Source organism: Candidatus Nitrosocosmicus agrestis (assembly GCF_008389435.1).
GTDB lineage: Archaea > Thermoproteota > Nitrososphaeria > Nitrososphaerales > Nitrososphaeraceae > Nitrosocosmicus > Nitrosocosmicus agrestis.
On sequence record NZ_VUYS01000017.1, the window covers coordinates 37,711 to 60,975 of the forward strand.

20 protein-coding genes are annotated in these 23,265 nt (G+C 32.8%); 12 read left to right on the forward strand and 8 right to left on the reverse strand.

What is annotated here, in order from left to right; all coding sequences use genetic code 11:
• Nucleotides 1-11: 11 nt before the first annotated feature.
• A complete protein-coding gene (locus F1Z66_RS11165; RefSeq protein WP_149863703.1) occupies nucleotides 12-284 on the reverse strand; it encodes a hypothetical protein in 273 nt (90 codons plus the stop codon).
• Between the two features lie 49 nt (nucleotides 285-333).
• Between F1Z66_RS11165 and F1Z66_RS11170 the strand changes: the two genes are divergently transcribed.
• On the forward strand, nucleotides 334-1,365 hold the full coding sequence (locus tag F1Z66_RS11170) for an NAD(P)/FAD-dependent oxidoreductase (protein ID WP_149863704.1): 1,032 nt from the start codon (nucleotides 334-336) through the stop codon (nucleotides 1,363-1,365).
• Between the two features lie 28 nt (nucleotides 1,366-1,393).
• On the opposite strand, the gene F1Z66_RS11175 is transcribed toward F1Z66_RS11170, so the two are convergent.
• Nucleotides 1,394-1,873, reverse strand: coding sequence for a COX15/CtaA family protein (locus F1Z66_RS11175; protein WP_149863705.1), 480 nt, complete (start codon nucleotides 1,871-1,873; stop codon nucleotides 1,394-1,396).
• 675 nt (nucleotides 1,874-2,548) lie between these two features.
• Between F1Z66_RS11175 and F1Z66_RS11180 the strand changes: the two genes are divergently transcribed.
• The 3 genes from F1Z66_RS11180 to F1Z66_RS11190 all read left to right on the forward strand — a co-directional run bounded on the left by F1Z66_RS11180 (nucleotide 2,549) and on the right by F1Z66_RS11190 (nucleotide 6,249).
• Nucleotides 2,549-3,178: an HNH endonuclease gene (locus F1Z66_RS11180; protein ID WP_149863706.1), complete on the forward strand. Its 630-nt coding sequence runs from the start codon at nucleotides 2,549-2,551 to the stop codon at nucleotides 3,176-3,178.
• A 227-nt stretch (nucleotides 3,179-3,405) separates the two neighbouring features.
• The gene (locus F1Z66_RS11185) at nucleotides 3,406-4,650 is read left to right on the forward strand and encodes a hypothetical protein (protein ID WP_149863707.1); all 1,245 of its coding nucleotides are present in this window, start codon (nucleotides 3,406-3,408) and stop codon (nucleotides 4,648-4,650) included.
• Between the two features lie 186 nt (nucleotides 4,651-4,836).
• Nucleotides 4,837-6,249 (forward strand): M20/M25/M40 family metallo-hydrolase, encoded by a 1,413-nt coding sequence (locus F1Z66_RS11190; RefSeq protein WP_201448635.1) that lies wholly within the window; start codon nucleotides 4,837-4,839, stop codon nucleotides 6,247-6,249.
• 160 nt (nucleotides 6,250-6,409) lie between these two features.
• On the opposite strand, the gene F1Z66_RS11195 is transcribed toward F1Z66_RS11190, so the two are convergent.
• The 4 genes from F1Z66_RS11195 to F1Z66_RS11210 form a co-directional block, all read right to left on the reverse strand.
• Nucleotides 6,410-7,099, reverse strand: a complete 690-nt coding sequence (locus F1Z66_RS11195) for a PepSY domain-containing protein (protein WP_149863708.1) — start codon at nucleotides 7,097-7,099, stop codon at nucleotides 6,410-6,412.
• 310 nt (nucleotides 7,100-7,409) lie between these two features.
• Entirely contained in the window at nucleotides 7,410-9,320 is a 1,911-nt protein-coding gene (locus tag F1Z66_RS11200; protein ID WP_149863709.1) for a potassium transporter TrkG, read from the reverse strand.
• A gap of 294 nt (nucleotides 9,321-9,614) precedes the next feature.
• On the reverse strand, nucleotides 9,615-10,001 hold the full coding sequence (locus tag F1Z66_RS11205; protein WP_195907532.1) for a hypothetical protein: 387 nt from the start codon (nucleotides 9,999-10,001) through the stop codon (nucleotides 9,615-9,617).
• Between the two features lie 556 nt (nucleotides 10,002-10,557).
• Complete coding sequence (locus F1Z66_RS11210; RefSeq protein WP_149863711.1) at nucleotides 10,558-11,307, reverse strand: cysteine hydrolase family protein; 750 nt, start codon at nucleotides 11,305-11,307, stop codon at nucleotides 10,558-10,560.
• Between the two features lie 510 nt (nucleotides 11,308-11,817).
• On the opposite strand from F1Z66_RS11210, the gene F1Z66_RS11215 reads away from it, so the two are divergent.
• The 6 genes from F1Z66_RS11215 to F1Z66_RS11240 all read left to right on the forward strand — a co-directional run bounded on the left by F1Z66_RS11215 (nucleotide 11,818) and on the right by F1Z66_RS11240 (nucleotide 18,084).
• Nucleotides 11,818-12,552: a hypothetical protein gene (locus tag F1Z66_RS11215; RefSeq protein WP_149863712.1), complete on the forward strand. Its 735-nt coding sequence runs from the start codon at nucleotides 11,818-11,820 to the stop codon at nucleotides 12,550-12,552.
• Nucleotides 12,553-12,765: 213 nt separating this feature from the next.
• Nucleotides 12,766-13,053, forward strand: coding sequence for a hypothetical protein (locus F1Z66_RS11220; RefSeq protein WP_159357613.1), 288 nt, complete (start codon nucleotides 12,766-12,768; stop codon nucleotides 13,051-13,053).
• Nucleotides 13,054-13,707: 654 nt separating this feature from the next.
• Nucleotides 13,708-14,814, forward strand: a complete 1,107-nt coding sequence (locus F1Z66_RS11225; protein ID WP_149863714.1) for an ABC transporter ATP-binding protein — start codon at nucleotides 13,708-13,710, stop codon at nucleotides 14,812-14,814.
• A gap of 160 nt (nucleotides 14,815-14,974) precedes the next feature.
• A complete protein-coding gene (locus F1Z66_RS11230) occupies nucleotides 14,975-16,285 on the forward strand; it encodes an extracellular solute-binding protein (protein WP_159357614.1) in 1,311 nt (436 codons plus the stop codon).
• Between the two features lie 79 nt (nucleotides 16,286-16,364).
• Nucleotides 16,365-17,234, forward strand: a complete 870-nt coding sequence (locus F1Z66_RS11235) for a carbohydrate ABC transporter permease (RefSeq protein ID WP_149863716.1) — start codon at nucleotides 16,365-16,367, stop codon at nucleotides 17,232-17,234.
• Between the two features lie 4 nt (nucleotides 17,235-17,238).
• The gene (locus F1Z66_RS11240; RefSeq protein ID WP_149863717.1) at nucleotides 17,239-18,084 is read left to right on the forward strand and encodes a carbohydrate ABC transporter permease; all 846 of its coding nucleotides are present in this window, start codon (nucleotides 17,239-17,241) and stop codon (nucleotides 18,082-18,084) included.
• Between the two features lie 1,759 nt (nucleotides 18,085-19,843).
• On the opposite strand, the gene F1Z66_RS11245 is transcribed toward F1Z66_RS11240, so the two are convergent.
• Nucleotides 19,844-20,194, reverse strand: a complete 351-nt coding sequence (locus F1Z66_RS11245) for a hypothetical protein (protein ID WP_149863718.1) — start codon at nucleotides 20,192-20,194, stop codon at nucleotides 19,844-19,846.
• A 512-nt stretch (nucleotides 20,195-20,706) separates the two neighbouring features.
• Between F1Z66_RS11245 and F1Z66_RS11250 the strand changes: the two genes are divergently transcribed.
• A complete protein-coding gene (locus F1Z66_RS11250; protein ID WP_195907533.1) occupies nucleotides 20,707-21,249 on the forward strand; it encodes a hypothetical protein in 543 nt (180 codons plus the stop codon).
• A gap of 1,144 nt (nucleotides 21,250-22,393) precedes the next feature.
• Complete coding sequence (locus F1Z66_RS11255) at nucleotides 22,394-22,672, forward strand: hypothetical protein (protein WP_149863720.1); 279 nt, start codon at nucleotides 22,394-22,396, stop codon at nucleotides 22,670-22,672.
• Nucleotides 22,673-22,883: 211 nt separating this feature from the next.
• On the opposite strand, the gene F1Z66_RS15605 is transcribed toward F1Z66_RS11255, so the two are convergent.
• A complete protein-coding gene (locus F1Z66_RS15605) occupies nucleotides 22,884-23,036 on the reverse strand; it encodes a hypothetical protein (RefSeq protein WP_154670555.1) in 153 nt (50 codons plus the stop codon).
• Between the last annotated feature and the right edge of the window lie 229 nt (nucleotides 23,037-23,265).

Genomic DNA, 23,265 nt, shown 5'->3' on the forward strand with positions numbered 1-23,265 from the left:
TATTTAGTTAGTCATAATTTTTTTCCTTTAGCATTTTTCTTCTCCAAGTGACTAAGATAAAAGTGAGAAGCAAAATATAGCACGAATCCGCATACAACCACTACAAACCCATAAATTGAAACTGCCTCTCTATTGAAAAAACCTCCTAACCCGACCAGAAAAGCTCCAAGTATTATCAATGCGATCCCTACCCTCATAGGTCCTGCCATTTTCTTTTTTCTATTCCTTACAGGCCTTTTTGCTCCCATCTTCAAGACTACTCTTGTTTCATGCTTTTTATTCATATCTTTGTGATAGTGAAATCATTTTATTTGTCGAGGTATTAGTTAGGCTGTGAAGATCGCAGTTGTAGGCATAGGTGTTGCAGGAGCTTTTTTGATGAATCAGTTAAGTGGTTTTCATGATATACATGTTAAGGGATTTGAAAGAATGCCTGAAAAGGAGCATGATGCGGTATGTGCTTGGGCTACGTGTGATAACATTATGAAAGATTACGCTAAAGTATGTGGTCTTAATTTTGATGATTATATACTGCATGATGGAAAGCAGATGAAGGTTGACGTCGGAGAAGGTATTGAATCTGGAAAATATATCAAAATCAACCTAAAGGGAATGATAAGTTACGACAAGCTCAAGTTAATTCAAGATATGATAAAAGGTACCGACATAACCTTTGAAAAATCACCAAACAAGAAAACCCTGGAACAAGATTTTGACGTGATAATAGATTCGACAGGTTTTCATCGTCATTACCTTCCAAAGTTAAAGAATGAACTATGGATTCCATGTGTTCAGTACAAAGTAAAATACCAAAACGTACCATTTGATGATTTCTATTTAAAAGCATTCCCTTCATTATCGGGATATTTCTGGTACTTTCCATTAGGTAACGGTTATGCTCATATAGGATCAGGAGATTTCAAGAGGAAGCAAACTCATGCCTTTATGGACACCTTTATGAAAAAATATCCATGTGAAATTCTTAAAAAGGTTGGTAGACCGGTAAGGATTACTCCACCCTCTAAATGTCTGCCTTTTACAGATGGGAATAAAACTATAGGAGTTGGTGAATCAATTGGGACAGTTTATGCCCTGCTTGGTGAAGGTATCATCCCATCGACAATCTGTGCACAACTTTTCGTGGATAATCTTTACGATAAAGAAAAGTATATTTCAGAAGTCTTATCCACATTCAAAATTTATTCTAATGTTTATAATTTCATAAGAAAAAGCATAGATAAAAAATTCAATATCATTAAAGATTTTGTAGAACTATTAAAAATTTACAATTATATGAAAAGTAGTGAAGACCGATTTGGAATGGAAATTAATATGCTGAATATGATGAAATTAACTAAAATTTAAGCCTGTGTATTTACAATCCAAAAAAAAATTATTCTTTGTTTATTTGTTTGACTTTATTCATTTGATGATAGAGCGATAAGAGTGTAACCAATAATATCCCAAAGAAAGCAATTCCAGTAGCCAAATGGCCTGCAACTACCAATGGGTTCAATTTTGTGTAGATCATAAACCACCCGATAAAAATTTGAATCAAAAGTAATCCAGTAGCGAGTGTCAGTTTAGAACGCAAACTCTGATTTCTGATTTTTATGTAAGTAAGTGATGTAAAAGTTACCACGGAAATTAGGAGGACAAAAACTAACGTCCTATGAAAGTGTTCATAAAAATACTTTGGAGGTGGAAAATCAAACCCATTAGGACATAGTGGCCATGTTAAACATGAAAGTCCTTGATGAATAGAAGATAGATATACTCCAAGTATCATAACAGAGTAGGTTAAGCCTAATATTGCTAAAGTTGCAATGAACAAATACCTTGTAGGATTCTTTGACTGACCAATGCTCTTCAAGATAAATGAACTATACAGTTTCAAATCGGCTTTTAAGTGTTTATGAAATACCAGGGGATATAATCCTGAAGAATTTCAAAAATAATACTCACTTTTTAAATGCTAGGATCCTACAATTTAACATTCAGTCAGAGTAGTTGCAAATTCCTAAAACCAATACAATTTTCAGGTTTTTATATAAAAATATTATTCTCCTTCTATAAATTTAAAACTGTTAAGAATAACTTATTTTAGGCATTTGAAACTTTTCGAATTAAGAATAATTTTATCGGGTGCAGAGAGCAAGATAAATAACGAAAAAGTGCTAAGAATAAAAATCTGAAGGAAGCGAATTATATTCGTGTATTTCTCTTCTACCCTAATGCAGCAACTTTTATTTAGCCTGATTAACAGATTCATTTTCAATTCAGGTAAGTATGGCAGCAATCCTGCTTGCACGGTATATTGTATTTTTATTTGATTTATTAGGTTTGATATCAACAATCTTTTCGCTTTGGCGACAAAATAAGAAAAGGAAAAAGATAAAAATAAAAATACTTTAATTTACAAAGTAAAGGTCAAACAAAAATGAAATTAGTTCATGTTACTAATAATATAGGCTGTTTATACTATTTATCCAAGAGATGTCTGATACAAAAATAGCAAAAAAAAATTAAACAAAGTCGAGGTGATTTATTGATGAGAGTTAAACGAAGGAAACGAAATTACCGCGGATCCACGAATAATTGTGCTTTGACAAATTTGAAATCTTCCAATATAAAAAATGATATCAGTATTAGCGTAAAGACCAATGGTGATCCCATTAAAACAAAACATATACCCTCTAGACCACCAAAGCTAATTGTCTATATAAATGAGTTTGATAAGACGGATGATATAGGAAATCCTCAATGTAGAAACAATAACTGCACTAACCCTGTATGTAAACCATTCAGGAAGTATTGTTCTCTACAGTGCTCCAAACAGTTTACAAAATGGTATAACAGCAACTTTTATTGGAGAAATGTTCGTAATAGTGTCTTAAGAAGAGATGATTTTACCTGCCAACTTTGTGGTATTAAATTGAATAGAAGAAAGAAAATGAACAAAGGAACGAAAAATTGGCTGGAATGTGATCATATAATACCCAAATCATTTTACAAGTCTATAGGTTACGAGTTTAACACATTAGAGGACAAAGTTAAAACTATTCTTGAATTTGTCCACAATAGAAACAATCTTAGAACTCTCTGTTATCAATGCCATAGAAAGGAATCAAATAACCTATATAATATTAAATCTCGTTTTGTCAACCCTGAAGACTAGTAAAAGGTAAAGGTGTATGTTACCATTACTAATAATGTCACTATTCGAATTGTTAATTACTAATAACAGGAATGATACAAATTTTTTCTGATGCTATGGTTATCTGTAAAGTATTTGAAATTACAATTAGATTGATTCTGTCATGTTTAAATAATATATATATATTTGCTAATAGAAATCTTTACTAAAGAAATTTATACTTAAAATCACAGATAAAAATAAGCAATTTGACTGATATTCTAGCCGATCAAACACTTGGATTAAAAAAGAGGGTCCAAGATGATCTACATAGAATAGACGAGCTTTATCGTGTAGGCGTAGAAATAGAAATATGTTTGTTAGATGATAAAGCATTACCAGTAAGCGCCCATAAATTGTTAGAAGAAATGCGGTCAAAGTTTGACGTGGAAGCAGAGTATGGTAAATGTCAGTTTGAAATTAAAACTGCTCCTATATCAATGCATGATCTATTTAGCATAAATTCTTTTTTTGTAGATTTTATTGATCATTTAGAGATAGCAATAAAGAAGGTATATAAGAATCGAAATGTAATTCCAGTTTTTTTAGGTGGTAATCCATCACCGGACATTTTTAAGAGAAAATTTGTAACCCGCAAAGAAAGATACCTTAAATTCTATGAATGGCAAAAAAAATTCCCAGATGTGGAAATAGAAGGCCAGTCCTTTAAACCTTCAGACATAGCAACCGCAATACAGGGTTTTCATCTTCATCTTCAGGGTTTGAATCCAGTTTATACTACACATATGTTCAACTATATGCTCAGTCTAATCCCTTCTGCAATACTACTTGGCGCCAATAGTAGATTATTTTCTGGAAAACTCTTTTCAATTTATGAACCCCGCGTTTTTTTATATGATCACTCTGAACAGCAAAATTCCGGCTTTCCTGCCATTCCAAAATATCTTGATAGACTTGAAGACTATATTAACTATATTGCCTCAAGACATAATCCGGAAAATTCTAATGACTATTTTGGGTTAGAAAAGGACAGACACGATGATTTAAGAATAAGGTTGAATTCGCCTTACTATCGAGTAGAAACACGAATAATGTCCGTCCAGCCCACCCCTAAGGAAATTGTAGCAATGATAGAATTTTTTATCGGATTTCTCTATAGGTCCATTATAGAGGGAAGACCATTAAGACCGTTATCTTCTATAAGAGAAGACCGATCTGCTGTCATTCGATCTGGATATAACGCAAAGACTCATTTTGAAGTATCCGAAACAATCAAGACTTATCTGCATGTTGCAAAGAAAGGTCTCAAAGACCTTGGTCTGGGTATGGAATACATTGGTATTTTAGAGAAGCGCTTAGACGCTAGGACTTCTCCTGGTCAATATATCGCTAGTAAATGGGAATCTATCTACAACGGCAATGTTCATCAAACAGTTTCCGAGATTGTTCAAAGTGTATGGGAAAAAACCAAAAGCAATTCTCCTTTATTTTAAATTGAATGTATAAATCTTATATTATATGATTATAAATCCTTTTAATAGGTTAAACAAACCGAAAATGTTTAACAAAATTTTAATAGTTAACATTGTGAGTTAATTGAGTTAAGAAGTAAATGGGAAATAGGAAGCATTTTATAATTTTTGCTTGTTATTGGGAGATAGGTGAAATCATTGGATAATATGTTGCTGTCTGCTTCCTTAAATGATGAACAAATGCAAAGTATCATTACAGATCTTCAAGTCCTCATTAGGCAGCCTAGCATCTCGGCAACTTGTCAAGGACTAAAAGAATGTGCAACTTTATTATCAAAGATTATGGCTAACGCCGGGATAAAGTCAGAATTACTTCGCTTGAATGTAGAAGATCAAATTGACAATGTGACAATAAATCCAGTTCCACCGGTTGTGTTTGGTGAGGTCAGGTCAAAATCAAATCCTCAATCAAAAACACTATTGTTTTATAATCACTATGATGTTCAACCCGTAGATCCCATAGAAAAATGGAATGAGGATCCCTTTAGTGGTAAGGTAATAGGTAATCAAATATTTGGTAGAGGCTCTGCAGATGACAAAGGAGAATTAATTACTAGGTTAAAAGCAGTGGAATTTTTCCTAAAAGAAACAGGAGACGTTCCATGCAATATAAAATTTCTAATTGAGGGAGAAGAAGAAATAGGTAGTCCAAATCTTGGCAAGTATATTCAAAAATTTAAAGATAAATTACAAACTGATTTGGTAATCTGGGAAAGCGGTTACGTGGATAAGGATGGTCGAGCGATAGTTTCATTAGGACAAAAAGGCATACTCAACACAGAAATTAAAGTCCATGGACCATCTAGAGATATTCACTCCAGTCTTGCAGTAGCGATTCCAAATCCGGCTTGGAAACTAATAGAATTACTTTCTGCTCTATATGATTCAAAAAGAGGTGATATCCTCATTGGCGGCTGGTGTGAGGATGTGATACCTATCAAGGAAAAGGAATTGCAGCTATTGGCAGATGAGCCCTTCAACGAAGAGGCTTTTAAGAAAGAATATGGATTCGCTAACTTCATAGACAACCAAGATTCTTATGAAGTAAAAAAAGCATTAGCAATTGAACCAACCTGTAATATTTCTGGTCTCATCTCAGGATATACTAATAGCGGCATTAAGACAATATTGCCTGCAACGGCCACTGCTAAAATGGATTTTCGACTAGTCCCCAATATGAATCCACAGAAGCAATTTGAAAAACTGGTTTCGTTCATAAGATCTTTGGGTTATTCACAGGAACAAGTGTCGATCAAATATCTATCTGGGGAGCCTGCCTACAAGACTCCTATAGATAATCCTTATGTAAAGATGGTAGTAGAGTCGGCTTCTAAAATTTTTAACGGCATCATTTTAAACATCTCTTCCCCAGGAACAGGACCAATGTATTTGTTTAAAGAAATTTTAAATGTGGATTCAATTTGCATTGGCAGTACCATATTACCAAACAAGCTACATTCTCCCAATGAGTATGCAGAACTTGATCTGTTAAACAAAGGTACAAAATGTTTCATTGAGATTATAAAGAATTTTACATCTGTGAAAAAAAATCAAATTTAACATGATCAAATAATTTTTATCCAAATAATTCAAGATGACCCTAGACTATTTATCTGTCTATCTATCTCTCCTCCTTTAATTATATATACACACAAAGAAAAAAAATGAGCTGATTGCCATCACAACAAAAAAAATTTTCTAAAACAAAGTTAAAGAGGGCTTACCATCCATTGGCACCTTGTTGTTTTTCCCAGCCACCGTAGCCGCTTCCACTTCCGCCAGACCAGTCACCACTACCACTACCACTATGCATTCCGCTCATACCCATGCCATAACCACCATAGCCTTGATTACTTCCGTAACCGCCATTATTGTGCATTCCTTTCATTCCCATATCCGAATGTCCTTGAGAATGCATCATCATCATCCATTCCATCATTGATACATTCTTGGTTTGTAACACTGATCCGTTACCGGGATCTACTAATACCTTTGTAAATTTCATATCTGGTGAACCCAATACTATAGAATAAACAAGATACCCATCCTTTTCTTCACCGTTTGCAGACATTGCGAAAGATCCATTTCCAACTGCTTGTTCTGCTGTGGTTATAGCATCGGTCAAAGATACATTAAACTTTGCTCCTATTGACGTAAACATTGTTTCCATCAAGTTAATAGTACCGTTAATCGGTTGGTATTTCTTATGTTCCATGCCCATCATTGATTTACCGTAGCCGTTTTTACCCATCATCATGTCATTACCCATGGTCATGTTCATCATAGGTGTATTTGATGTTGCATTTGATTGTGCGAACGCATTTCCTGAAATAATCATTGGCATAACACCAATGGCTGCTGTCAAAATTCCTGCTAGGAATACAAAATTCAATGAATTTGTAATATTCATCAAGACTTTATGATTTTTAAAATATAAAAATATATTCTATATTATTTCACTAGAAAATTATTCTGGTTTAATCGACAAGTTATTCGTCCGGTGGTGAACAAATTAATGAGATTATTTGTGTTTTTTTTGTAAATGGTAATTAATTCTTTTAATTTTATCACGGCTTTATTTTTGATTTTAGAATCCTGCCTACCACTGCTTTAATTACAATTGGAAATTGTATCATATTGTTATGGATGAGCATATTTGGTAAGGCATGGTAAGGTAGGGTATTATATTTTTTTTATCTTATCTAACCTATCTATGATGCTTATCGTATGAGTTTCTTTACCTTTGAAATTTCCAAAAAAAGGTAAATAACTGCAATAATTTCAAACCTACCGATTATCATGTTTATTATAAGGATTATTTTTGAACTTATTTCTGTATCAAGGCTTGTTATCCCTGTTGTGAGTCCTGTTGTAGTAAGTGCAGACGTTGATTCAAACATCGAATCCAGAAAGTCCTTGTGGGAAAACAAGGAAATCAAGAAACCCGAAAAAATAGATACAAAAATAAACAAAATTATGACCAATATGGCCTCGTTAAATGTCTTTTGTTCCTTGTGAAGTTCCGTCTTTTGCTCCCAACCATGGTAGGTATGATCATAACGGGAAGACACAGAAGAAATTGATCTATTAGTTACGTCTGCAGAGAACCTTTTTTTGGTTAGCTTTTGGACAATCAAAAGTATCCTTCCAATTTTTATACCACCGGCCGTGGAGAATGCGGTTCCACCTATAAGCATCAAAATGATAAGCATGATCTTCCCATCATCAGGGATAGAATCGGTGCTTAAGAATTGAAAACCCGTTGTAGTCGACGCGCTGACAGCATGAAAAATTCCATCCATAAAGTGTGCAGAAGGATTGAATACGTATAGTAGATAAGAAAATATTATGACTGCTATAGCGATTATGCCAAAGTATGCATAAATCTCTGGACGCATTTTTGTAGTGTGCATTTCCTTGCTAAATACCGCATAGTGAAAAGCAAAAGGTAAAGCCGAAATCACCATTCCTGTCATTATTACAAATAATTCCAAGAAATTCTCTGAAATGAGTGCGGTTGATGAGGGGATAAATCCGCCGCCAGTTACCGCACTTAATGTTATAGAAATATTGTAAATAATATCGTGATTTCCGGAAATGTAGAGAAGTATCGACAAAGCAGTGGTGTATATGGTAAATATCACTGCAATAGTAAGAATCAGTTGTTTGAGCCTTAGACTGCCGCCGCCTAACATTCCTTTCATGTGAGCCAACTTTCTTTCAGGGTAAAAGAAAGTGATTACCAAATATACGAAACTAAGCCCTCCTATCCACTGAGTAAACGAGCGGTAAAAATCAAAACTTTTGGGCAGGTCTTCAGGGGTGGTGATCATAGACAGTCCAGTCGTGGTAAAGCCAGAGGCACTCTCAAAAAAACTATTTACAAATAAGGTAATTGAATCGATATGTTGTCCGAAGGGATTGACATACATATAGGGAATACTGCCAAAAAAACTAAGCAATACAAAACTCGAAACCATCAAGATAGATGCCTGTCTTAGATTCATTGGCGTTTTTTCACCGTATGAATTGAGGACAAAGCCCGTAAGTGACATTGTTGTTATTCCAAGAAACATCCCTGTTGCCGAAATTACCTCACCAAGGAATGTGGCAAGCATTGCTGGTGCGATAAAAAGTATTCCTGCGAATTGCAAAATAAATCCAAGATTACCCCAAATAGGTTTATAACGTTCGCGAATTACCACCCTGTAACTGCGAAACTGACGCTCAAGGACAGAGGTGCGAATTACATTTGCAAGACCCTCCTGCGTCACAACGCCTAAAATATGTATATTGTCTGTAACTGGAATCCTTTTGATTAGATTTAACCTCATTAGCTCTAAAGCTTGTCTAACGTTAGCCTTGGCTGATATGGTTATTAGAGGTGAGCTCATGATATTTTTAATAGGTACCTGATCAGAATCCTCTCCACGCATGACGATTTTGTCCAGAATATCGCTGTCAGTAATAATCCCTACAAACTGCTCATGTTTGTTTTTAACGATTATAGTTTCTGCCTTTTTTCCATGCATAAATTTTACTGCAGCAGCTGCGTCAGTGTCCTCGTCTAATATTATGAATTGGTGATGCGCATAAGTTAATACCGGGCGGTTTAAGGGCTCTGTGACCATTATTTATTCAGAATTTAGATAAGTAGGTATTACAAAATCCTTTAAACTTTGCTATACTTTAAACGGAATTCTTCTAATTATCGTATGATTTTGACGGTGTTTTGTTTATAAAGTACATTTTAGCTGAAGCTTTTTATCTATATGTAATTTCTGCTCACTATAAGGAGAGTTATCTTACCTCAAGGTAACAAAAGGTATCATGATTTCATATTAATTGATAAAATTAATAAGTTAGATATTAACTGGAAGTTTAAAATTAATTAAAAAAAATAATATGATAAAGCCAAAAGTTTGCTAAGGTATTGTTATGCTTGCAACTTCAGGAGCATTGGAAGGGGTGTTTGTACCATAGACTCTCTTTATTTCGTCATCACCATATACTACTTCTACAGTAAACCCTTTTCCTACTGGAACATCGCTTGAGCTAAATGTAAATGGATAAGATGATGTCTGAAATGCAGGGAAGATTAGATTGTTGGTTATAACTGGAGAGCGAGATCCATCGATTGATACGTGAATTGTTCCGTACTCATCTAGATTACCGTTATTCGTCACTTCCACTATTATTTTGAAGGTTTGGCTGCTTTGGGTTCCCTGGGCATAAACATCTTTTAATCCCCAAGACAATGCTACAGTTCCTATGAGTATCACTAAAGAGATTACAAATGATGACTTTATCAATTGGTTGACTTGTGATTTATTGTAATGCAAATTGGCCTTTGAACTACAGCGGGTAACATGAAAACAAAGTTTCATTATCATATTTAAGACAATTAATTAATTAAATTTTGTCAATGATCATGCTATAAAATTATACTGCAAAAGTATTGCAATTGGCACCAGACTTGCCAACTTGAAACTGCATTTCCATTGTTAGGATCGAAAGTAAATAAGAGTTAAAAATCAAATCTTGTTTGCAAGGTTATTATTGTTATATGTTGGTAATTATAGACAAATATTTGTAACCAGGTAGTTCTTGTTACTTTGGGAATTTTGGAAGTAGAAGAAAAAGCACCTAGGGCTATTATAATGCAATAATTACGCTTACATTTGGATCAAAAGAGCCAAATTTTTATTTTTATTAATGAAAAAAATTTATGATTTTATTTATCTGCTAAAGGAAAAAAATTAAATAAATAAAATTAAATTCTAAACTTGCAGATCTCTTTTTTCTTTATTTTTGGGATTTGAAAATTTGACGCTTGAAGTATTATTATTATTATTATTATTATTATTATTATTGCTTTTCCTTTCTCACGTTAATCAATTTGTGATTTTCTAAAAATTCACTAATTCTCTCTTCTTTTCCGTCGGTCGAATAAACATCATCCTCATTTAATTCCTGGAGGACTCTTATCATTTTCTTCAAGTCATCAGTATTGATTACAATTCCGTAGTAGTCTCTTACTCTTTCGATTGTAGTCTCATAGTGTTTCTTATTTCCAGAAGCCGTTGCATCGGACACTAGGATTACATCGTATCCTATGTTAAATGCATCTCTCAGTGATGTCTCGACGCAAATTGAAGTATCTATTCCACAAAAAATTAAAGTATTAACTTGAATGCTCTGTAGCCAAACCCTCAACTCGGTATCTTGAAATGCAGAGTCCCTTCTTTTGAGAATAATGTGATCCTCTTTTTGAGGTTTGATTTCGTCAATTATTTGTGCATCCCATGTATCTCGCATACAGATAGGAATTTTGACATTTTGTAATCTTTCTTCCCTTGCGCGCGGTAAAATATTATGTATGTTTAACAACAAATCAATGCCACTGGGCTCTCTAATTGCCATGGTGTAAAAAATAGGGATCTTTTCTTCCCTACAAAAATTGATTAACCTTTTGATATTTGGGATAACCTGTTGGTAATTTTCAATATTCATGCCTAACTTATCGTAGGATCCTCCCTTGCTGACGAATCCATTCTGCATGTCGACTATCACCAACCCTAAATTGATAAGATTGCTACCATATTGAATTTGGCGCATTATTTTGTAGGACTTTTACTTTAATAAAAATTATATTTTATACTTCAAATTTGCAGCTCTATTTTGGTTCGATTACCTAATACTGTAAAGATGTTAAACAGGTATTATTTTATTTTTTTATTATTATTATTATTACTGCTAAAAAGCCATGTCTATTAGTATAATCTGACAATTGTAATTGAATCAAGAGGAACAGGAAAGGGACGAGGAAATAGGGTGAGTAAAAGCGGGGAGGGAAAGAAAAAAGTTAGAAGAAAAAGTTGCCGACAGTGGAGCAGGATATTTACTCGCCAAAAAAGTTAAACATTCTATAAAATGCCCATAAAAAATAATGATTCTTGATGACTTTTGCACAGGAGTTAGGAATCTATTGCAAAATATCAAAAGGACGAATCTTAACCATAAAGTTTAGGATAGCCTTTATTGTTGTTAACGTATGTATGAATTTTGCACCATAATTGCCTGCTTTGTTGAAAACTTTTTTATATGTAAATTTGGGAACCTTGATTAATGCATTCAAGTTTTAAAAATTTAGGTATTCCTCTCCTTGCCTTTATCACTGCTGTATCTATCTTAATAATATCATATTCTAATAATTCTTATTCTACTACTGAACCAACAGATGGAAATCAATCATTAAGTTTGGCCATAGACAATCTGACAAATACTAATAATATTTCAACCATTTTAAATAATGAGCCTTCCAACATAAATCTTGAATTATCTCCAGAGACAAAGGCACTTTTGAATTCAAGCGTTTTGAATGAAGACTTGGCAAATATGAATAACCTTACTAACTTTAATAATTCTGGTAGTATGCTGATAAACGATACACAACTATCAGGCACTGAAAAAGTCAAACTCTTGGCAAACTTCTCTTCCAAGCCATTTGGTCTTGACACAGATTATTATATCAAGGGCAAGCCCTTGATATTGATAAACAATAACCCTTTGACTTATGAATTTGTTAACGATACCAGTGATGAAATTACGGTATCTGATATTTTGATATCAATGCGTGCTTCAGTCAAATTGGATAACTCATCTGTGTCAACTTTACCCGTCTACGTCAAAGTATTTGCTAATCCTGTAAATATAACAAAAAACCCCGACGGATCTGAAACCCTGATTAATAATCCAAGTATGGTTGAAAACATTGAAATTGGTGGTGTGATTTTTTCAGACGCCAGTACTACCGTAAGACTTTATCCAAATGGCACAGGAATATTAAACGCCACAAATTAGCATTATTCTTTGCCTTTTTTTTAAAAAAAATTATTTGCATATCATTTATTTTATTTTATTTTATTTTATTTTATTTTATTTAAGTGAATCATATTACCTACTAAAATTACATTGATATATGATAGCGAAATTTTATTAAAGAATCTAATTAGGTAAGATTATTTCAGAATCAGTTTAAACAATCCAATTATATAATAAGTCAATATTTGTTGTATGGATAAGAAAATTAAAATGTCAATCCTTTCAATATTTGTTGCAGCAGCATTAGTTGGTTCTATTGTTGCAATCAGCAATATCGACAACAAAGCCTTTGCAGGCGGTGACAACCACCATGACAAGAAAAAGAAGAAATCAAATGAAGCATTGCAAGATTTAAGTCAAGCAACAGCAACAGGACAAGATTCATCATGTGGTTCTGGTAACGATACAACAGCATCATGTAACAACGTTGCCTTCTCATTAAACTTAAATGATGGCAACAACGCATTAGGTCAAGAGTAATCTCTTTACCTTTTTTGTATTCCTTTTCGTTATCTGTTGTTTATTATATATTGTAATTCTCCACTAAAAAAAACAAAAGTATTGTATTATTATTTTGTAGGCATTTATACTTATTTTCTGATTTCTGTTTTTACTTGTATTTCGAGGTTTCTGTAACAAAATATAAGAACGTTTAAATTAAATAACCTCAAACAAAAAATTTTTATTATTCATGATTTTTGTTTTTTTTTATGTAGATAAATGCTTATTAATAAAGATAAATTGTTTAATAAAAATAATTACTTATCTATCACCCCAACCCTCTATGCTGATATGAAATTTTAAGTGTTTTTAAAAATATCAATACGGAAAAAATAATGCGTTATAAGGGTTATCCATTAAATTATCATTATGATTCTGTCATAACAGATTAGTTTGAATTTACCAGATAAATGATTTATATCATTACCTCAATGGTACCTGTGAATGATGATTACAAAGAGGGTCAATTTAAAAAAAAACGACTTGTCACGATTTAATAAAATCAATCACACTATGTTGATCTTTTATTTAATATTGTTTGATACTTTTAATTTGCTCAAACTCTGTTACTTTATTACAAATAAAAAAAATCATAAAAATTGATTCATTGTTAATTGTGGTGTACAAATAAATTTGGTTAGTCTTAGAATAGAAAATTTATCCAAGAAATACGACAAGAAAACTGCCGCGTTGGATAATCTAAATATTAAGGTGGAGTCAGGCGAATTTATGGTTTTTCTTGGCCCTTCTGGTTGTGGAAAAACAACTGCACTTCGTTGCATAGCAGGTTTAATATCTCCCACTACAGGATCGATTTATCTTGGGGACAAAAAAATTAACGATCTTTCACCAAAAGATAGAGATATAGCAATGGTCTTTCAGAATTACGCTTTGTATCCTCATATGACTGTTTTTGATAACATGGCCTTCCCGTTGAAAATGCGCAAGTATTCAAAAACAATTATACAAGAAAAGGTAACTAAAATGGCTCAAGTTTTAGGCATAACAGATCTTTTAGACCGTAAACCTAAAGAACTCAGTGGAGGTCAAATGCAACGCGTTGCTTTGGGAAGGGCCCTAGTACGTGAACCAAAACTGTTTCTCATGGATGAACCATTAAGTAACCTTGATGCCAAACTTCGAACTCATATGAGGACTGAAATAAAGAAACTACAAAAAAGTATCAGGATAACAACACTGTATATTACACATGATCAGGTAGAGGCTATGAGTATGGCAGACAGAATAGTAATAATGAAGTCAGGACATATCCAACAGATAGGAACGCCTCTTGAAGTCTATCACAAACCAAGAAATACCTTTGTGGCCCAATTTATTGGAAATCCCCAAATGAACTTGATGCCATGCACTTTTGTTACTAATGATAATCAATCAACTATTATTTCGTTGCACTCCTCTAACATCCAAATACCTATTTCAAAGTCAGATATTTCGACGAAGGTCCTTTCTGAAAAATTCATCATAGGCGTAAGGCCAAAAGATATTGTAATAATTGATAATACTGAAAATTTTGAGGGTATAAAACTAGAATGCACAGTAACATATGTTGAGATACTTGGTGATGAAATTACTCTAGAGGTTGCTGTTGGAACAGCAGACAACTTGGTAATTAGTTTAAAGAACAATTTGAATCTCTTTAATCAAGGTAATAAATTGCAAATAGGGTTTGAATATTCAAAACTTCATTTTTTTACATCGGAAGGATCAAGAATAGAATAATTGTATTACTCTAAAGAATGTTCCTTATCTTGAGTTTAATAGTGTAGGCAAGACAAGACAAGACAAGACAAGACAAGACAAGAAAAAAAGGAAATATTATTTCTCTTATTAAATGCATATTACAGCAATATTTAAAAAAGCTGGTGCACCTACTAGGCTAATGAAATTAACCGCTTCTTTACTTGCCGTGATGGTATCGCTGGTATTTGTATCACTTTACTTTGAAAATAATTTTGAAATCGTATTTGGTCAGCAAATTACGCTAACTGCTATAGTTGCAGAGCCTAAGGAACGCTGGGATATCTTGTTTGATAAGGCATTAGAAAAACTCAAGGCGAATCATCCTGATATGGACATAAAAATTGATTACCGTGTATTACCCTACGATGCTACACGAACTCAAATCCTTACATCCATGTCTGGTAAAACACCTATAGATTTGATCTCCGTGGACCAAATTTGGCTTGGGGAGTTTGCTGAAGGGGGATTTCTTACGGATCTTACCAATAAAACCAAAGATTGGGGTAGAGCAAACGAATGGTATCCTACAAATTGGGAGGGTGGCAAATATGAAAACAAAACATATGGTATCTGGTCTTGGACGGACGTAAGGGCAATATGGTACTGGAAGGATTTGCTTAAAGAGGCCGGAGTAGACCCACAAAACTTGACTTCTTGGAAGGGGTATATTGAATCTGCTAAAACTTTGAACAATGCCTTAAAAGACATGGGAATTCAAGGTGTTCATTTGGTTGGGGCTGCACATTCACCAGATATGTGGTATCCTTATCTTTGGATGTTAGGTGGCGAAATATTAAAACAAAAAGAAGGCCATCCTGAAAAAGGAACGTATTGGTTTCCGGCTTTTAACAGCACAGAGGGAGTAAAGGCTTTGGACTTTTTGAAACAGCAAGTTGACGCTGGTATTTCGCCCCAACCTAATCATTTTTGGGGACAGGAGTTTGCCGATAAGAAATTTGCTGTAATGCTGGAGGGATCATGGTTGTTAGGAACCTTTCCAAAAGAGCAATGGGGCACCCTTGATCAGAATATAGGTATGCTTCCGGTTTTTCCGACGCCGTCAAGTGACGTAAATTCGACCACCATGATGGGTGGATGGTTACTAAGTATCCCACAAACATCTCCTAACAAGGATCTTGCATGGGAACTATTAACAATAATGGTTGATCCACAAATCCTTACACCAATGTTACAACAAGAAGGATATTTGCCTACTCAAAAACCAATAGGTGAAGGAGCATATGCTGCTCAACTCAACTCAACCATTCCATATTACTCTGAATTAGTTTCAATGATTCCAAACGCACACAGCAGGCCAAATATACCCGAGTATCCTCAAATTGCAGAAAATATAAAACAAGCCATAGATGAGGTATATTATAAAATCAAAGAGCCAAAACAAGCTTTAGATGATGCTGCCAAGAAATCTGCAGAAGTACTTGGTTGGTAACAGTAGTAGCAGTAGCAGTAGCAGTAGTAGTAGTTTTAGTAGCATATTTTTTTAATCCCCAACTCTTTTTTGATAAGATATGATGACGTTTTCAAAGACTGAACCATATCTTTATCTCGTTCCTGCTCTTTCAATCCTTTTTTTATTTTTGTTATTTCCATTTTTTTGGAATGTTTACATTTCTTTACATCAGGTATCGATTACTTCTATTCTTAAGGAGTGGAGATTTTCCGGAACCGATAATTTCGTTCAAGTCCTAAACGACCCTAACTTTCATACGTCAGTAAAAGTTTCGGCAATTTTTGTAGGAAGCTCAGTTACATTTCAGTTTCTCATAGGACTTTTAATTTCATCTTTACTTAACCAAAATATAAGAGGTAAACAATTGCTAATAGCCGTGGTGATGATCCCATGGATCACTTCTGGTTTGATAGCCGCATTTTCCTTCAAGTTTATTTTTGACAATAGCTTTGGGATAATTAATTATTTTTTTAATTCAATTGGACTTCATTCAATTCCGTGGTTATCGGATCCCAACACAGTAATTTGGTCAATTGTAATAGCCAATGTTTGGTACGGAACGCCATTTACTATTTTGTTTTTGACGGCTGGTTTGTTATCTGTTAATCCTTCAATTTATGAATCCGCAAAAATAGATGGGGCATCCAAATTAAAGTCCTTTTTTTATCTCACCCTTCCACTGATTAAACCTTTCATTTTGTTAGACGTTGTACTTATTACTATATGGTCGATAAACTTTTTTGAAATACCTCTTATTATGACCGGTGGCAATCCGCTATTTGCAAGTACTCCTGCTTCACTTTACATGTACAGACAAGCTTTTGAATTTGGACTTTTATCTAAAGGATCAGCGGCTGGGATTTTACTATTAATGATTAACATCATGGTTGCAATAATTTACATAGTAGCTTTGAAAAAACGGGGTTAAATTTATGCCAGTAAGTACGAATCGAATTGACAAGATTGAAAAATCAATTATTTACATTGTTTTGTTTGTGTTCATAGGGCTAACAATGTTTCCTTTGATATGGGTTTTTACAACATCTCTAAAGCCAAACGATGAATCAATGAGTTTTCCACCAAAATTGATTCCTGAAAAAGTTACACTTGAGAATTACTTTTTTGTTATGACAAATTCTACCATAGTTAAGAGTTTGTACAATAGTTTGATTGTTAGTGTAGGTAGTATGATTCTTAATGTGTCTATATGTGCTCTTGCCGGGTATGGGTTGGCGAGGTTTGAATTTAGGGCAAAAAGTATTTTGCTTTATGTTATACTGGCACTTTTTACCATACCTATAATCGTTAACATAATACCGCTTTATAGCATTTTAGCAAATCTAAATATGTTAAACTCTTTGCTTTCTTTAATTCTGACTTTTCAAATACTTATAATTCCTCTAAATGTGGTTTTGTTAAAGAACTACTTTGAAACCATTCCAAAGGAGGTAGAGGAATCCGCATTAATAGATGGATGTTCAAAGTTTGGTGTGCTACGAAGGATTATTATCCCACTTTCATTGCCTGGATTAGCCGTTGCAGCAATTTTTTCATTCATATTTTCCTGGAACGAATTTGTTTTACCCATTGTTTTGGCCAATTCACCAGATTCTACCTTATTCCAAGTAGCACTATATCAGTTCATCTCAATTTATAGAATAGAATGGGGATATCTTTCGGCTGGAATTGTCGTCGCCCTCGTACCTGTTATCATTTTGATAATTGCGTTTCAACGCCAGATGATAAAGGGGTTCACACTTGGGTCTTTAAGAGGTTGAGTGTTTTTTTATTTTTTTATTTTTTTTGTGCTAATTAAGATATTTGAATAAATATATTGATATCTGCCTGCAGAAATTTGAAAGAAGATCCGAGAAGAGCATATTAATTTTTATTTTTAGAAATTAGACAAGTAAGAAGTGAAAGTAAGTTGAGGATCAAAACAACTTTTTATAATTTTTTTTATATCAATATGAAAGAGTTATCTTTTTTTACAAAAATTTGATTCAAATACTGTTTTTTTACAGCAAGGACCATCAAATTTTTTTCTGGGTTTTAAGTCCGTAATGTGAATTAGAAAGATTTTAAGTCTATTCTAAATTCTAAATCTAAATTCAAATTTAAAAGGTGAATTCTACACACAGGTATCTACATATACAAATAATTTCTTGTAATTTAGAATTAGTTGTTATCAAATTAAATTTACAATCCTTGATTATGTATGGATCAAAAAACATCTTTGGATATTAATTGTAAAAATAACATAATTTGATTTTTGTTAATGTTGTCTAGGTTACCCTATATCCTCGTTTGAGGAGGAAACCATCTTTTGGGCTCATCTATAATGCATCTTTTGACCTTCAGTGTCATTATTGTCTAACTCATGCACGGCATTGTTTAAATGCATTTACTGCTCACCGGTGTCTTGTTATTCTGCAGATCCGAAGTTTTCTACATGAAAGATTTCTACTACTATTTCAACGAAAAATACTATTGAGTTTACACTAATAATCTACAATCATTATTTGTTGAAGTAAAGTAAAGTAAAGTTGTGGTCTCTAAATATAGTATTTTTGTATTCGGTAAGCTACGAACACAACCTACCAAACTGCGTTTTGTCTATTCTAAATCTATTGGTACAAGGACTATACATTTTTAATTAAAGTAACTGCCTTTCGATAATTTTGGATGGTATACGACTATAATACTGTCAAGTATTTTCATTATTGTTTTGGTATATCTTCGAAATAGATGGGATAGCAGATGAAGTTGAGCAATAAATCCTGCTAAAGCAAACAAGATTTCTGTCTTCTCACAACAAACAAGTACTATCTTATTTAAAGATCATATGATGATAGCGTCTGTATCAATTAATTATAATTGTGGTCCATGTGGCTAAATAAAACAAAAAAAATCAATAAATACAAGAACTTAAAGTTATTGGAACTGTCAATCCTATTACAATGGAAAAACATAGCATTTGTTAGGAGACCAATAAAGTATAATAAATTATTTACTTGCCTTCAAAATTTAGTTCGAACAACATTATAATCAAAGCAAATGCTGAATGGATCAGTGACTATGGAACTGGTTACTAATTGATCCATCCAGCATGATTTTTGAATTTGATCGGAGATATACTGTAAGAGTGTGGTATGTAATTAATTATTAAAATGTTTTGAATTTGGTGTTATTTAGCACATATTAATTTATGTATTTTATAAAATTTATATTCATAATCTCGATTCTTTATAAGATTTGGATGGAATATTCTGGGGGATGGGATGGACAGCCGTAGTCATAATTGGATTGGATAGCACGAGTCAAAAAAAAATAAAATCCATTTCTTACAGGTTTGCAATACTTGAGCAAAATTAGGTTTCGGTCACGTGACTCTGCTGTACAGATTTAATAATAATTACATATAAGAAGAAAACTGGATACATTATCCGATTTCAAGGCAAGTAGCTGTGTAATTTAAAATAAAAATAATCAATGATTTGTTAGAAAAATAATATTTGTTATTTTTTTTTGTTACCATTATTGTTTTTTGCCAAGTACACCGTCGCCTAGAGGTACTGCGTTATCTTTCTTTCCGTTGCCTTCTCTAAATGGATGATCATCAGTCTTGCATTGACCGTAAGTACCATCACCCATATCAAGACAGGTTTCACAGCGTTCGAAAATAAAGGATCCATTGCTTTCAGCCCAGCAGCAAGTTCTGGAAAAAAAGTCAGATTTACAGTTTTTCTTATCACCGTTTACGGGTTTGCCAAAAACACTATCAATCGAAACAGAGGTACTTACTGTTCCTATGATTAGAAAAACAGCAATTACTGCTATCCCTATTTCAGAGATCCTATAAAATTTAAATTTATTTGATTTTATCATCAATGACCTTTTAGTGATTAAATACTTAAAATTGTCTAACTAATTGCAATACTCTAATATTCTAATACAATTAGAATTAAATAAATAGACTAATGTGTACATCTACCCTTTATCTGGCAGGATCAAGTGAAAAGTGAAAATATTTAATTTAATGCATTATTTATCTTCGATTATAGAGATGTTTATTTTATTTATGAAAAAAAATAACGAGCACTTTAATCACAGTATTTGCTTGAGCATTAAGACCATTCTCGTAAATCAAAGGATAAAAAATATGGCCGGAATTAACGATATCGGTTTTTATGTATTTTTGCGACTATAAAGATAATATAAAAATTGAGTGATTGCATCCAACAATGAGATTCATAGATAATTTTATTTTTTTCAAAAAAAAATATGATGTTATTATAAAGTTGGTGATATGTATCCACAACAAAAATTTTGGATACTTTTTTTATAATATTTGAGAGGTAGATAGTTAAGATTATGTCAAAAAATTAGATTGTAGTTCCATGATAAAGGATTGTTCGGAAGGTATTGTCACTATAAAATGTAAAACCTTCAAACCTAAACTGATAGAAAGTTCAAATAGTAAAATCTTTAGTAAAACTATATTAATAAATGTATATACTTTCAATATGTTGCCGTATACTACAAAATTCTCCTTAGGTACAATTGTTTTAATATTAGGGATCTTGATGATATCTTCTTCTGTTTTTTCAACCGCTCGAGCACAAAACGGGATGGATGAATTAATTACACAGTTAAAGAATGATGGGGATGGGCTAAAGGCCGAAATTGCTAGCACTAATTTGTTTAAGACTGGTTTAGTTGAGGGTTTGATCAGCAAAGTGTATTATTATGAGGGTAGAGTAACAGCTTGGGATGGTGGTACTTGGGCCTATTTGCATGATGTCCAAGATGCATTAATTGCAAAAATTAATGCAACAGGACAAGAAGGATTTACTATGTCAGAACAAATATCCATTGATTCGTTCGCAACTCATGCAACACAGAGCAAAATAGATCATCCAACTGCCAACGTATTTGAATAATATTAAGGCCTACATCGCTATTTCAATTAACTTTATTTTTGTGATTAAAAATAGTTGCACATATAAAATTTAAATTGATTCTTGCATACACTTGATTCAGAGTAGTTTTGGAAACAATCCTCGTTTTGCTCATAAATTGGAGGAACCTAATAAAAGTTAAAAATGCATTAAAGTCAAAGCAATTGATATATAATTTTACACAGAATAGATTGCAACAAAGAACATACGCGATAAGAGGTTGACATAATTTGTCCTGTGTTTACAGAAATGCTAACTAACTGTTTTTTTTGGGGGGTAAAATATTTAATTTATCAAAGAATATTTTTTCTTGGTTACCTAATAAGATTAATTAATTAATCATTTGATGAAATAAAAGTGGAGAATCTAATACAAATGTCTAAACTGGAGAATTTTGAAAAGTTAAAAGGATCGGAAAAAAATGTTATCAAGATGGGAAAATAAACATGGCAAATCATATTAAATCCAGAAGATCTAATAAATCCGAATTACAAAGGATGTTTTATAATTTCATCCTATAACTTATTGGATAAGTTTTCGAGAGTTTTATTTTTTTTTACAAAGTAGATTTACGAATCCAATAATTAGACAAATTGTGCAAAGTTTGTTCCTATATATATTACTGGATATTAGAATTTACAAAATTCCAATATTTCAGATAATTCTTATGCCAGCTCTCAACGGTTTAAGGGTCCTAGGCATTATAATATGATTATGTCGATAGATATAACGAAAAGCATGGCAGCTTGAATTGAACATGCTACTTTGGGTGATTAAAAAGATCAAAAAGACGAGGGTTTTCAGAATAAAAATGGATGAAGAATAGAACAATTAGTTGTTTAAATGTATTTATCCAATTTATAGAGAGGGTTTTAGTAAATATTCTTCTATCTAAAAGAGAATTTAAGTGCCGAGAAGATAGTTAAATTCCAGCCATAGAATAAATCATGCTTATTTAATCAAATTCTTTAATTCACCGAGTCGTAAAGAAAGAAAACATGAGCTTTACCCTCTAAATTTTTTTTGCAAATTAACAAAGTTTAAAAGTTTTCTAATTTTAATTGGCTCTTATAACCTCAAATAAATAATAAGTATAAATACGAGATAGAACTAGATTCGCAAGATTATGGGTAAATCAAAGGTTGTCAAGGGGTATGGGAAATCCCAGGAGAAGAATCTGGATTATTATGTCAAATACCAGCATGATCATGCTTTCATAATTAGAGATAATAAGTTACAATACAATGTTGAAGTCCTGATTGGTAAACAAACCCTTTACTGCGGTTTTCATGATACTCGAAGTGCAGACCATGTCTGCGAGCATATCCGATTTATCAAAAGGTGGGAGGAATCAAAATTCAAATCAAAATCCAATCAAAAAGGTTCGCAAATGCAATCCAATTAGATTTATCCGGCATGGATTTTTGATTTTATTTTATTTTATTTTATTTTATTTTATTTTATTTTATTTTATTTTGAGGCAAGTTTGTAAAATATGGGATTTATTAGTGATAAACTTTAATTCATCTTTTTTTGCATTGAAAGAATACTTTAACTTAACTTTTCTTACTCTGGATCGGCAATATATAATTAGACCTGTAACGGGTTGCATCTATCTATGTATATGTCGAGTTCTTGCTGTTTATTTTTACGGAAAATACTCCTAAAGGCGATACACAGATATCTCTGGATCTTCTCAAATTTTCAAATAAATTGGAATTAGTTAACGCATGAAATGCTCCAATTTCTTGCTCAAATAAATCATTCATTTGAAAGCATAGAAGATGGAATTGGTATCATATCAGTGATAATACTAGAATTTTTTTTGCAAACGAATTGCAGAATACCGCATGTTAACTATCGCCTCCAGTCATCCACAAATTCCAAGTGTTAACGTAGACATACTGCTGTTTCTTTAGGTTAACAAATGCTACGTCAATCCAATTACATATATAAACATAGTAACGTCTAACAAATAGAAAACAGGGGTACAACAAT